Raw genomic sequence first — 12,432 nt, 5'->3', positions numbered from 1 at the left:
GTTGCGCAACCGTGATAATTTGATGCTTGACTTTGACGACGCTTCCTAGATGTGCAGTGAGCGGCACCTTGGCTTCTTAGTCGGGCACCTAGACTTCAACCTTGGTCGCAACTGCTATCCCCCCTTCCGCCCCATCCACCATCGCATAAAGATCACCTCGGCACCGCGCGGCCCGAGATAGGCCAGCGCGGCAATCAGTCCGGTAGAAACCGGCTGGCCGAGCCCAAGCCATCCGGCCAGCCCCTCACCGATTAGCGCCATGCCGATGGCGATCGGTAGTTCCCAGAACAGTTCCGGGCCGAGCGGGCGGCGGTGGGCGCGGCGCACTTCCTGTACATGCCACATGGTTCGCCCGATGATGGCGCCGATGATGGTGGCGCCAGCGCCGCCAAACCAGGCGGTCAGCACCTCCGCCACCGTTGAAATCTTCTCAGACATCCCCTGCCCTTCCTTGGTTATTCCGGTGCCAGACCGGCAGCGGCAAGCGCCCGGCCCTTGGCTCTGTTCAGGGCTTTGCAATCGGCCAGCGCCAGCCGGTCGGCAGCCCATAATTGATGTTGCAGATCCGGCGGCGGATCGCGTGGGATCTCCACCGGGGAGGCACAATCCGCCAGCACGGAGGCCGAGGTGGTCGGGCGGCGGTCGTCTGCACTACCGGATAGCGTTGAGCGCGCTGCGCACCCGCTCAGACATGCCGCCACAGCGGCCATCAGCGCCAGCTTTTGCATGGGCTTTCCTTTCTTCTGCCAGCGCCGCCGCAAGCTCGCCCTGGCGGGCAGCATTTGCCGCCCGCGCTTCCACCAGCTCACGTTCCGCTTCATTGATTTTTTCCTGCTGCTCCCGCTGGCGCTGGAGCGCCAAAAGCTCCGCCTTGCGGTTAGCCTCCGCCCATTCCAGGCGGATGCCTTGAGCGCCAGCCTCACGGGCGGCGGCAATGGCGCGCAAATGCCAGATTACCAGCATCACCACGGCCAGCGCCGCCAGAAGCCCGCGCCAGCCAAGGCCATTCCAGATCCGGGCGCCGATGGTGCGCGCCCAAGGCAGAAAGGTGACGAGCAGCGCGATCATGGCCGGTCCCCCTCGGGCGGATCGAGATCGCGCCGGGGCGGACCCATGGGTGGCCCGGCAAGGGTGGTCTGCTTGGCAATCCAGTCGAGGCCAAAGGCACCGGCAAAGATCACCCCGATCGGCAGGGTGAAAAGCTCGATCACCTGCCAGGCCTGTGGCGTGCCGCCGGTCACCGCGTGCCATGTGGCCAGCGCGAGAAGCCACAGCATCAGCAAAGCTGCCACCTCGCGCTTCAGGGTGGAGCGGCTGATATAATCCCACATCCTCATGCCGCTGCCTCCAGCGCCGCATGAAACCGCCGCCCATAGCCAGCGATCAGCGCCGCGCAATCCGTGCCGTTGATGATCCGCCGTGCATTCGTCCAGTCGCTGGCTTTGACGGTGAAGTAGTCGGAAAGCTTCTTGCCGGTGAACAGCCCGCCGGTCATGCCCAGCACCATGATCCGGCCCGCAATTTCCGGCTCCATGGCCCGGTCAGGATTGGCAAGCAGATCAAGGCCCAAAAGCCGCCCGAAGAGCTGGTAATTGCGCCGCCCGGTGAGCTGCACATAGCCGCGCCCGGCAAAGAGCGCGCCATCGCCCTGAAGCACATTGCCCAGCGCCGCCGCCACCTTGGGGCGCGAGCCTTTCGGGTCATACATGCGGGTGAAGTATGCCTCCCCGCCCCGTTCGCGGATCGGCTGCATGGTATGGTCGGTTTCGTGCAGCGCCGTTGCCAGCATATAGGCCAGCATGCGGCTGTCGGTAATGGAGGCTTTGGCCGCCTCCAGAATGGCATTGATGCCATCGACTTGAGACTGAGAGAGCGCGCCGCCAAACAACGAGCTGCGCACCCCCGCGAAAAACATCGCGTGGTTCATATATGTTATCCTCTTTTGGAAAATGCGAACGGAACCCGTTCGGCCTGGCTTAAGCGGCGGTATCTACTGCTGACGCATCCGGCCAGGCGAAGGCCGGAACACCCGCCAGAAAGGTTTCGAGGGATGGGATATCGCCGCCTGCCGTGACCGTTGCGAGCTGTTCGGTGGCATAGGTCCAGACGGCAGAGCGCCAGTCGAACAGCGCCCGCGCCTCGGCAGCAAAGACCGGGTTCGGATCATCGAGATAGGAAACAGCCGTGCCGATGCTGTCATAGTTGCGCTCGCGGGCCTTGGCATTCAGCAGCGCCTGGATGGCCGCGACATAGCGCGCCCTGATCTGTTCCGCCGTCTCCCCGGCAGGCTGCCAGGCGCTCAGCGTCGAGGTCACGGCCTCCGGCACGGCGGGAAATTCGGTCACAGTTTCAAGCAGCGCGCTTTCTGCCTTGGAAAGCTGCTTTTCGATTTCGGTTCGCTCCGCCTCAGTCAGCGCCAGCGTCACCATGGCCGCCGAGGCCTGCCAGAAGTCACGCGCGCCGACAATGTCCTGCCGCCCCAGCCACCAGGCGGCATTGGCCACCCAGAGCGCCACCTTGCGCGCGCGCACGGCTTCCACCACCGCCTCAACCATGGGCGGATACATACTGTCCAAGCTATACATTGTGTTTCCTTCAGGGATGTTGATGCTGGAAAGCGCTGGTAAGCCTCACCAGTCCAGCTCGCGAAAAACGCAGTATTTGATGACCATGCTGGCGCTGTAATTGTTCTTGAAGGTCAGCGTCTTCGAGGAGAGCGTCAGCCTTGCGTAATACCAGTTGCCCGGCAGCTGGTTGAGGTTGTTGCGCAGCACGATGAAGGGGTAATAGGTATAGGTGCCGGTGAGCGTCACGGAGGCCGTCGCCCCTGCCCCGACTGTGACCAAGCCCTGCTCAAAGGGCACTAGGCCGGAGAGGTTCTCATAGAAAGCCAGTTGCGTCGGATCGGTGACGGTGGTCACGTCATAGCCTGGCTTCGAGACGCGGATCTGGTAGCTGTTGCCGTTCTGGCCGATGAAGATCCTGCTGGTCATCACGCCGCCCTGTTCCTGAAAATCATGTAGCAGAACTGAAACCGGTTCACGTCGCTCGACGTGTTGAGAATGACCACCTTGGCTCTCAGCGTCGTGTTGTTGGCAAGCCAGGCCCCGGTATAGCGCAGGATCGAGCTTTGCCCGTCCGTGCCGCTCAACGCGTTTGCCATGTTGCTGCGGCGGTCGTTCTGGCCCCAGGTGGTCGGATAGAAGCAACTGCCGACCGGCAGGTCGGAGAGCCCGCCGATGCGGTTGTAAAACGACGCGTGGAAGATCGGCGTATAGCCGAGATCGGGAAAGGTCACCTCGGAATAGTAGATCGTCGCTGTCTGCGTCGAGCTGCTGTAATAGGTGCTCTGCATGTTGACGCTGCCCTTCACATGAATGTCGAGCGTCTCGAAGCGGGTATCGAGCAAACGGCTTTTGGTCGGCGCATAGACATCATCGCCCGGCTGGCTGATGAAAATGCCGACCTCGCCGTTCAGGCTGCCAATATGGATTCTGTTGGTCATTGGGAGATCGCAAACACGATGTAGCGGAGAACGCCGGTAAAGCGCTCATAATTGCCGTTGTTGTAGGAGCGCCGGGGAATGGTGATCGAACCATCGGCAATGGTCGGCGGGCTGGTTGCAAACTTGTTGCCCACCGGCTCGGTGCACACCATCCCCACCCCCTGGGACTGGAAGCTGTTGGCAAGCGGCGTGTAGTCATTGAAGACATAGGCCGCAGGCACATAGCCCACAGTCGGAAAGGTGATGATCAACGGCGTGCTGGTCTTGGTGTAATAGGCATCCTCGCCGGAGCCGAGTGCCGTCGCGGGGTCAGTGGTTTGACCCCGCGCGATGATCAGGCCGGTAAAGCCCCAATTGCTGTCGAAAACCTTGTTCTGGTCCGCGACAGACAGGTCAGCCGCATCATAGCCCTCGCGGGTGATGATCATCCGGCCCGGCGTGATGGACAGTCGGTTGCTCATGTGAGCCTCCCTTCCTCAGTCAGTGATCAGGATTGTTCCGGCATTGAGGCTGATCTGCATCTTGCCGTTGGAGCTTTGGATCACCCCCGCCGTTACCGTGCCCAGGTTGGCAGTAATGGCGGAGAGCGAGTTGACCGAAAGCTGGTTGGCGGTGATCGAGCCATCCACGATCAGGTCGGCGGCGTTGCGCTTCTGGACGGAAAACCCGCCCACCCAGACATCACCGCTGGTTACGCTTCGCTGCACATAGGCATGGACACGGGCATATTTTGCCGTTCCGGGCGAGGTGACGTTTTGCGTGGCTTTTTGCAAGCCTGCACCTGTCCCGCTGCTGGTGTTGAGAAAGTCACTCCAGCCGAGCAACGTCTTGTTCGTGTCGAACCAGTGCAGGCGCAACCAGACACCATAGGGATTATTGGAGTAGGCCGCCGCATAGATGCGGTAACCGGTGCTGGATTCGACCGTGAACATTTCCGAAGATAGTTCATCCCCGTATTCCGCCGTCCCCGCTTGATAGGGGTAACGCATCTGCACCACGCTCATGCCGGAGGAGTACAGGTTCGGGTCGTTCCAGTTGGTCCATTTATTCCCGATCCAGCTGGAGCCGAAGGCCTGCACCTGATTATCCGGCACCAGATTGCTGAAATCCGTCAGCACCAGGTGTTTAGCCGTGATGCTGTCGGCGGCGATCTGGTTGGCACCGATGGTGTTGGCCGCAACCTTGTCGCCAGTGATCGAGGCGGCGGCGATCTTGTCGGCAGTCACCGCGCCCGCCGCAATTTTCTCCGCCACCACGGACCCCGCCGCTAATTTTGCCGCCGTCACGGCATTCGCCGCCAACAGATCGGTCGTGATCGCATTGGCGACGATGCTACCGCCATTGATGAGCGTTGCCCCTGCCGGTTGCCAAGCGGACGGCTGCGACTGGTTGGCCGTCGCATCCCCGAGATACATCCGGGTCAGCCAGAGGTAGGAGTTCGTCACCCCTGCTGTGGCCGAGCCATGCGAACGAAAGATCACATAGGCCTTGACGGCCCCGGCGGGAGCCTGCGCCTTCGCCCAGGGCCGCAGATAGCTGGCGAGGCTATTTTGCGGATCGCTGTTCTGCGCCGCCCCCAAACCCCACAATTGCCACGCGTTCACCCATGTACCATCCGCTTTTGTAAAGATCAGATAGGCGGAAAACGCGCTGCCCCGGTGGCCGTAGTAGTAGCAGGAAACCTCATACCAGTTGCCCGCCACCACATCCCAATACTTGAGAGCCCCGTTGGCATCGATCTGCACCAGATCGGCATAATAGCCTGCGGTCGATCCATCGGTTTGCAGGATCTGGAATGCACCGCCGGGCGGAACCCAGCTATCAGTCGTCCGAACGCTGAAATCCCAAGTCCCGCCGCTTGTCCAGGTGACACCCCAATAGGCCTTGCCAGCCTGGCAGTCGGAGTTGACGAACCAGTTCGCCCCCGTCCCCACGGCCAGCTTGTCGGCGCTGATGGCACCGGCTGCAATCTTGGCCGCAGTGATGGCATTCGCGGCAATCTGATCCGCCGAGACCGCCCCGGCCGCAATTGCCGCCGTGGTGATGGCATTGGCGGCGATTTTGTCGGCAGTGATCGCATTGGCTGCGATCTGTGCCGCCGAAATTGTGCCGGTCAGTTCGGCGGTGGCAACGGTCTTCACATAGGCCGAACCGTTCCAGCGGTAGCTTTGCCCGCCATAGGAGACATAGGCCGTGACCCGGCTGGTCGGCAGGGCCGAGACCACAGTCACCGGCTCGATGCTGGCGGCGAGCTTGGTGGCATCCACCGCCCCCGCCGCAAGCGCCCGCGCCGTGATCGCCGCATCGTCTATCTTCGCCGCTGTCACGGCTTTCGCCGCGAGGATCTCCGAGGTGACCGCAGCCACCGCAAGCTTGGCGGTGGTCACGGCCTCATCGGCCAGTTTGAGGCTGGTGATTGCCTCGTCCATGATCTTCGCCGCCGTCACCGCCGCATCGGCCAGCTTTGCTGCCGTGATGGAATTGTCCAGCACGTCAACACTGTCCGAGATCGCCAGCGTGGTCACCGCGATCCAGTCCGACCATTCGGTGGCGCGGCTGGAGACCGGAACCAGCTTGCCCCGTACCTCATAATCGGTGCTGCCGAGGCACCAGCTCCCCGAGAGCGTCCATTTGGCCGCATCGTTATAAGGCTGCGCATCGCTGTCATAGACAACGACGCCCGTGGCTGCGATCCGCACCTGCACCCAGACCCGCGCCACATCGTCGAGGCCTGCCGTGCAGGACACGACGATGGCCGGTTTGCGGGCATTACTGTCGGCATCGGTCACCGATCCAGCCTCGACGGCCCAGCCGGTCGCCGATTGCGTTGCAGGCCGCACCGTCACCAGCGAGCCACTGGTGGGCGGCTGGTATTGCGTGGCGCTGTCCCAGCTATAGTCGGTCGGATCGACTTCCGTCAGATCGAGAACGACATCGAGGTTTGGCTGGTCGAGAACCCCATCCACCCGGAACCGCTTGGTGGCATAGCCGTTGCGGCTGCTGGTCCAGGAGATGACATCGCCGGGCTCCAGCATCCAGAAACCGGGCGGCATATAGAAGGTATGCCGCCGCGCCCGCCGTGCTTCTTCCAGGGCGGATTTGATGAGACGCTGCACCTGCTCGGCATAGGGCACGAAATCCAGCTGCACATCGGCCAGCAACCGCCGCCCGCCATCCTCCGCCTCGTAATCGCTGCTATAGAGCGGCGGCGCTTCCGTCATCGACCAGCCGTCATCCGGCGAGGGATAGGAGGCAGTTATACCGTTCACGGTATTGGAAAGGCCGAAGAACGGCGTAAAGCTCTGCTGCTGGGTGGAGATGATATCGGCATCGGTGAAGGCCAGAACAGGATCATCCGGCACGCCGACATAAGGCTTGTAGGTGCCGCCGATCTCGGCAAGCCTGCCCTGGCAGGCGGTGAGCATGGCGTCCGCCGCATCGCGGATCTGCGCATCGACAGAGACTTCCGCGCCCGAACGATAGGTCGGCTCCGCACCGCTTGCGCCTTCGATCTCGGTGCGGCACTTGCCGATCTGCCTGATCCAGTGGGCGGCGGGCAATTGCCGTGTGCCGACCGTTTGCAGGCCATAAAGCCACTGACCGTTCCAGCGAATGCCGCGCAGCAGGTTATAAAGCTGCACCATCGGCAGAAGATCGCCATCCCCGCCCCAGGTCGAGGCATCGCTCCAGCGCTGGGTGCCATTGCCGCCCACGGAGCTGTCCTTGGACGGATCATAGAGCCGCATGCCGAGAACCACGAACTTGAAGGACGGAAAGCCGGAAAACAGTTCCTGGTTCACCCGCGAGGTGGCGATGACATAGGTAATGCCATGGCCGACGCGGGTTGCCTCATAAGGCCGCTCGCTGGACGAGACCTTGGAGACCATGAACGGATCGGCCACGGTCTGGCTGCCGTCATAGAACTTGATCCAGAGGTAGTTCTTGCCGTCCTTGCGGTAATCCTTCACCGGATAGCCGTAATCGGCATGCGGATTGTCGAAATCGATCTCGCAGGCCACGCCGTTGACTGTCAGCGCCAGCAATTCCCGGCTTGGCATGTCGGACAGCGCAATGACCTGGCTGAGATAGGCGTTGGGTGTGCCGCCCGCCGTTCCCCAGGTGTTGGCATAGACCAGAGATCCCGCCGTTGCCGTCATGCCGAACAGGACGGAGCGCGGAACCGTGCCACCGCTCTGCAACTGGCCCTTGACGGAAAAAGACGCCTTGCTGGTCTTGTTGCCAGCGATCTTGCTGGCGATCAGGTTGATGCCGACGCCGACAGCAGCCTTGAGCAGCGCGCCGCCAATGGCGCCAAGACTGCCGACAAAGGTGGAGACAGCCGCAATCGCGCTGCCGACAGCGGCAGCGATGCTGGAAAAGATTGCCATATCAGGATCTCACAGGTGTTTGAGAAAATGGGTCTCGGCGGCGCTGTAGCCGCGCCGCTGATAGAGCCTCGACACATCATTGGTGGAGAGTGCCGCCATGCCGATGGCTGCGCAGCCGATGGTGCGCGCCCAGGCCTCATAGGCATCGAGCATTTTAAGGCCACCGCGCCCGCGAGCCTGCGGCGCGATGAACCAGACCGTTTCCTTGGCATAAAGCCCCGCCCCGAAGGGATGATCGAAGGCGGCAGCCAGCAGCAGGCCGTGTGCCGTGCCGCCGTCATCGAGGACGAGCGCGCAAGCCTGCGGATTGTCGAGATGCTGCCGGTAGACGAGATCGGCGCGCGCCGCCTCGAAGCGGAAGGTGGAACCCGCCGCCGCATGCGCCTGGCGCAGCAATGTCACAGCCTGGAAACGGTCGGCAAAGGAGCCGGACCGAACCTCCATCATCCAAGCGCCTTTGCCAGAAGCTCGGACATGCTCACAGTGGTCGTGGTGGTGATCTTGCCATTCACCTGCCCCCAGAACAGTTCCCAGTCGCCCACCACCGCCGTGTCCTGATAGAAATTGTCGGTGGCGCTGCGCAGCCGCTGGCTGGCATCGGATCGGGTATCGGGATTGCTGCGGCCCATTTCCTGTGTGTGCGACACACAGGTGAGCGTCACCGCCCCGGCATCCCCTTCGGGCGGGGTGAGGATCTCGATATTGTCGATGAAGCCGAGAAAGCGCAGCTCGGCGGGCGCGACCATCTTGCGGGTCTCAGGCGAAAACAGGCCGCGATAGATCTCGACACGGGCCTGCCGGCAATCATAAAGCCGCACCGCCTCCGCCACCAGGTCATCGATCTGGGACATGGTGATGGTGACGTTTTGCGTCTCCAGCGTCGAGACCAGCGGGATCTCGGTAATCGCAATCAGCGTGCCGGAACCGTAGAATTTGCGGGTGTCGGCGCTGCCCGTCTCCGGGTTCACCACCTCCGCCTCGATCGTGCCGACATCCGACCAGAAGCCGACCGATTTGGCCGAGCCGTCATCACGGTCACGCGCAACGATCCAGAGAAAGTCACGCGCCACCAGTTGCCGCGCCGCCAGCGCGTCAAGAATGGGTTGGGATAATGAGCGCATCAACGCACCTCGATAGCCTGGAATGAAAGAGAACCCCGACCGCTGGACACATCCGCGTCGGAGGACAAAGAACCGGGAATGAGCGTCATGCGACAGGCGGGCCGTAACAGCCGCACCGCCCTGCCGGTGACCGTGCCGGGCCAAAGATGCGGACGAAGCTCAAACGGCCCGGTGAGCCCTTCAGCCGTGGCGCTGGCCGCCTCCATCACCCGGTAAAGCCCGCTATCGGCAATCTCGATCATATCGCCGACGCTGAACTGAAAGCCCGCAGGCAGGCCCGCGAGCGTAATGCTCTTGTTATCGTCGCCCAGCGCCGCAAGCGTCACCGCCTGCGGCAGAGCGGACGCACCGGGATAGGCGACGGGCCGCGCCCGCGACAGCGGATAGCCGCGGAAGATCTGAAGCCCACCTTCCAGCAGATCGAGCCGCGCCCGCCAATAATCGAGATCATTGGCGGAAAGCGTGCGCGTCTGATAGGTCGCCTGCCAGAGCGGCGAGCCGAGATCCTTGACGATGGTGCGCCCGCCTTCCGTGCGCGATTGCTCCTGCCGGTGCAACAGTTCGAACTTCGTGGACCAGCCGGGAAACTCGGCCAGCAGGTCGAGCGGATAGGCAATGGTCATATCTGCACTCCCCGCTGTCTGGCGTTTTTGACGATGCTCACCACGCGGGCTTCCAGAAGCTTGCGGTCCTGGTCCTGTTGCTGCTTGAGCTGCGCCACGGTTTCCGCCGATGCCCCACGAAAATCATTCTGCGGCGCATAGGTGAGCTGCACCGAACCGCCCCGGCTGGACGCCGCCTGCGAGAGGTTCGGCATGCGCGGCGCACTGCCGACATAGCCGCCGCTGGAATAGCCCTTCAGGCGGCTACGCATGGCATCGAGCGCGGCAGGTCCGCCCGCTGCCCGGACGGAGGCCTGATCGAAGACATATTCGCCCTTGTGCACCACGCCCGCAGGCTCATATTTGCCACCCGGCCCGGTATAGCCGCCGGAGGCAAAGCCCACGGCTTTGAAGGCGTTGGTCAGCCAGCCGCCGCTTCCGGTCGCCCCGCTGAACAGGCTGTCAAAGGCGCTGTTCAGGAAGAGATCGGCCAGCTTCTTGCCGACATTCGCCAGCGCATCCTCGAAGCTTTCCGCCCCGGTGATGGCATCGATCATGCCGTCCTTGAAGGTGTTGTAGAAATCCTGGGCGGCACTTTCGGCCCGCTCCTGAGCTTCCTGCACCTTGCGCAGCGCGTCGGCCTGTTCGGCATAGGCTTCGGAGGCGGCTTTGATCTTGTCGATCTGCTCAGGTGACAGCTTGGCATTCTGCCAGTCCTGATCGCCCTTGCGCCGCGCCTCTTCCCGCACGTCCTGAAGCGCCTGCGCTTCCAGATCGAGCGCCATGCGCCGCTTCTCCTGCTCGCGATAGGATTGGCCGACAACCGACTGCTCCTCGATCAGCGCCGCCGTGCGGTCGCGGATCGACTGGATATCCATATCCAGCCGGTCATCCGCCGTTGCCCTCGGCACCTTCTCTTTCGATCCGGATTTGGACCGGCGCTCATCCGCCGCGACATTCGATTGCGCCAGGCTCTTGATCTCATCGTCGGTCAGGAAACCGCCGTTCTTCTTCAGATCGGCCTTGATCCTGGCAATCTCCTTCTCGACCGCGAGCTGTTCCTTGGACAGGGTGTTCTGCCGCTGCGCCTCATCGGCATAGGCCTTGCCGAGCCGCACCATTTCCTCGCCCTGGGCGCGGGATTGCGCATATTGCTGATAGTTTGCCGTCACCTTCGGATCGATGGCCGAGACCTCGCCCAACTGCTTTTTGAGCAGGCCTGTCGCCTCAATTGCCTTCTGCAACTGATCGAGCAGCGGCGAGAACGCATCGGCCACCGCCTGGAAACTGGGGTTGGAATTGGCCAGGGCATAAAGGGCCTCATCCGCATCTTTGGCCGAGATCTTGCCCTGATCCAGCCGGTCGCGCAGATCCTCCAGCTGCTTCAGCTGGTCCGGGCTGATGGTGTCGCGGTCGACATTCTGGAACAGGCTGTCGAAAAGATCGAGCACCGCCGTCTTTGCCTCGCCGATCTTCGAGACGCCCTCATCGACGCCTGCCGTCAGCAGATTGCGGGTCTTCTCATTGATCCCCTTTGCCATGCCCTCGACCGCAGGCGCGGTCTTGTTTGCCGCCGCCTCAACCTCCGCCAAAGCCTTGGCATAGGTCTTTGCCGCCGTGCTCGCCTCATCCGAGGAGGAGGAGAAGAGCGCCAGTGCCCCGGCCACCGTGCCGCCGATCAGGACCCCAAGCGGGCCTGCCGCCGCACCGATGCCACCAATGGCTGTCGCAACGCCTGCGGCGGAAGACGCAGCCCGCAGCGCCGTCACCAGCCGCATCACTGCCGAAGCGCCCGTGACCATCGTGGAGATCATGGAAACCATCGACCGCCCGACCAGCGCCCCGGCAATGGCTGCGGCAAGCTTCAGCACCACATCCGCCGTCTCCCCGAAATGATCCGCCAACGCATTCAGGCCGGTGACCAGGCGCTGTGACGCGCCCAACCCCTCATCCGTCTGGCCGATATAGCGGGTGAAGGCGTTGTTCACCTTGGTAACGCCCTGCTCAATCGTCTGGGTGGCATTGGCCGCCATGCTCTGGATGGTCGGCAAGCCTTTCAAAAACGCCTGGAAGAAATCGCGGTTGGAAACCTCCCCGTCATTCACCAGCTGCTTCAGCTTGCTCACCGAGCCGCCCGCCGCATCAAGCCCATTGGCAACCGCCATCAGGATCGGACGCGCGCCCTCATTCACGGAATTGAACTCTTCCGCCTGCACGCGGGCCGACCCCAGAAGCTGGCCGAGCTGCGTCAGCGCCCCTTGCGCTTCCGTCGCCGACTTGCCCTCGATCTTCAGCGCCGTGCCGACGCCATCGGTAAAGGTCAGCAGATCCGCTTGCGAGGCGCCCAGCGCATCACCCGCCTGCGCCGCCTTGCCGAACAAATCCGCCATCGCGCCGATCGGTGCGGCATTGCGCTGGGCGGAGTTATAAATCTGGTCCAGAACCGCAACCTGCTGATTGCCGACAACCCCCGCCACCGCCAGACTGTTCTTCGCGCTGGTCCAGGCATCGGCATAATGCATGACAGTATCCACCGTCAGCGCCGCCGAAATCCCCGCCAAAGGTGCCGTCAGCCCCCGCGCCATCGACGTGCCGAGCGCCGAAAACCGGCCATCCAGCGCCTTCATCCGGTTTTCGATCGCCCGCGCCTGCGCATTGGTGACGTTCGCCGCCTTCAGCATCTCGCGCTGATAGCCCTTGATGTCAGCCGAAAGCTGGACCACCAGCCGTTCAAGATCGGTCGCCATGAATGCCTCTTAGGAAATGGGAGAGAAAGGCAGACTTGAGTTGAAGGTCAGCCTGTTCGATGATTGATT

14 protein-coding genes are annotated in these 12,432 nt (G+C 62.6%); all 14 read right to left on the bottom strand.

The window, feature by feature from the left end; all coding sequences use genetic code 11:
* Nucleotides 1–114: 114 nt before the first annotated feature.
* From QO005_RS11920 to QO005_RS11855, 14 genes are read right to left on the bottom strand one after another with little or no spacing between them, the layout of a single operon-like run.
* The gene (locus QO005_RS11920; protein ID WP_307158254.1) at nt 115–438 is read right to left on the bottom strand and encodes a phage holin family protein; all 324 of its coding nucleotides are present in this window, start codon (nt 436–438) and stop codon (nt 115–117) included.
* Between the two features lie 17 nt (nt 439–455).
* Nucleotides 456–593: a hypothetical protein gene (locus QO005_RS11915; protein WP_307158253.1), complete on the bottom strand. Its 138-nt coding sequence runs from the start codon at nt 591–593 to the stop codon at nt 456–458.
* 58 nt (nt 594–651) lie between these two features.
* Entirely contained in the window at nt 652–1,068 is a 417-nt protein-coding gene (locus QO005_RS11910) for a secretion protein HylD (protein WP_307158252.1), read from the bottom strand.
* Nucleotides 1,065–1,337, bottom strand: a complete 273-nt coding sequence (locus QO005_RS11905) for a hypothetical protein (protein WP_307158251.1) — start codon at nt 1,335–1,337, stop codon at nt 1,065–1,067. The genes QO005_RS11910 and QO005_RS11905 overlap by 4 nt, the downstream gene beginning before the upstream one ends.
* On the bottom strand, nt 1,334–1,927 hold the full coding sequence (locus tag QO005_RS11900) for a hypothetical protein (protein WP_307158250.1): 594 nt from the start codon (nt 1,925–1,927) through the stop codon (nt 1,334–1,336). Before QO005_RS11900 ends, QO005_RS11905 begins: the two co-directional genes overlap by 4 nt.
* A gap of 49 nt (nt 1,928–1,976) precedes the next feature.
* Nucleotides 1,977–2,585, bottom strand: a complete 609-nt coding sequence (locus QO005_RS24210; protein ID WP_370878054.1) for a hypothetical protein — start codon at nt 2,583–2,585, stop codon at nt 1,977–1,979.
* Nucleotides 2,586–2,630: 45 nt separating this feature from the next.
* Nucleotides 2,631–2,993, bottom strand: coding sequence for a hypothetical protein (locus tag QO005_RS11890; protein WP_307158249.1), 363 nt, complete (start codon nt 2,991–2,993; stop codon nt 2,631–2,633).
* On the bottom strand, nt 2,993–3,505 hold the full coding sequence (locus QO005_RS11885; RefSeq protein ID WP_307158248.1) for a hypothetical protein: 513 nt from the start codon (nt 3,503–3,505) through the stop codon (nt 2,993–2,995). The genes QO005_RS11890 and QO005_RS11885 overlap by 1 nt, the downstream gene beginning before the upstream one ends.
* On the bottom strand, nt 3,502–3,966 hold the full coding sequence (locus QO005_RS11880) for a hypothetical protein (protein WP_307158247.1): 465 nt from the start codon (nt 3,964–3,966) through the stop codon (nt 3,502–3,504). The genes QO005_RS11885 and QO005_RS11880 overlap by 4 nt, the downstream gene beginning before the upstream one ends.
* Nucleotides 3,967–3,981: 15 nt before the next feature.
* A complete protein-coding gene (locus QO005_RS11875) occupies nt 3,982–7,893 on the bottom strand; it encodes a phage tail protein (protein WP_307158246.1) in 3,912 nt (1,303 codons plus the stop codon).
* A 9-nt stretch (nt 7,894–7,902) separates the two neighbouring features.
* Complete coding sequence (locus QO005_RS11870) at nt 7,903–8,340, bottom strand: GNAT family N-acetyltransferase (RefSeq protein ID WP_307158245.1); 438 nt, start codon at nt 8,338–8,340, stop codon at nt 7,903–7,905.
* Nucleotides 8,337–9,014, bottom strand: coding sequence for a hypothetical protein (locus QO005_RS11865; protein WP_307158244.1), 678 nt, complete (start codon nt 9,012–9,014; stop codon nt 8,337–8,339). Before QO005_RS11865 ends, QO005_RS11870 begins: the two co-directional genes overlap by 4 nt.
* Nucleotides 9,014–9,637: a hypothetical protein gene (locus tag QO005_RS11860; RefSeq protein WP_307158243.1), complete on the bottom strand. Its 624-nt coding sequence runs from the start codon at nt 9,635–9,637 to the stop codon at nt 9,014–9,016. The genes QO005_RS11865 and QO005_RS11860 overlap by 1 nt, the downstream gene beginning before the upstream one ends.
* Nucleotides 9,634–12,363 carry a tape measure protein gene (locus QO005_RS11855; RefSeq protein WP_307158242.1) on the bottom strand — a complete coding sequence of 910 codons (2,730 nt, stop codon included), beginning with the start codon at nt 12,361–12,363 and terminating at the stop codon, nt 9,634–9,636. Before QO005_RS11855 ends, QO005_RS11860 begins: the two co-directional genes overlap by 4 nt.
* Nucleotides 12,364–12,432 lie beyond the last annotated feature (69 nt).

The organism is Allorhizobium paknamense (assembly GCF_030815125.1).
GTDB classification, from domain to species: Bacteria; Pseudomonadota; Alphaproteobacteria; order Rhizobiales; family Rhizobiaceae; genus Allorhizobium; species Allorhizobium paknamense.
Note: the sequence above shows the minus strand (reverse complement) of the source record. Positions and strands in the feature narration are given on the sequence as shown.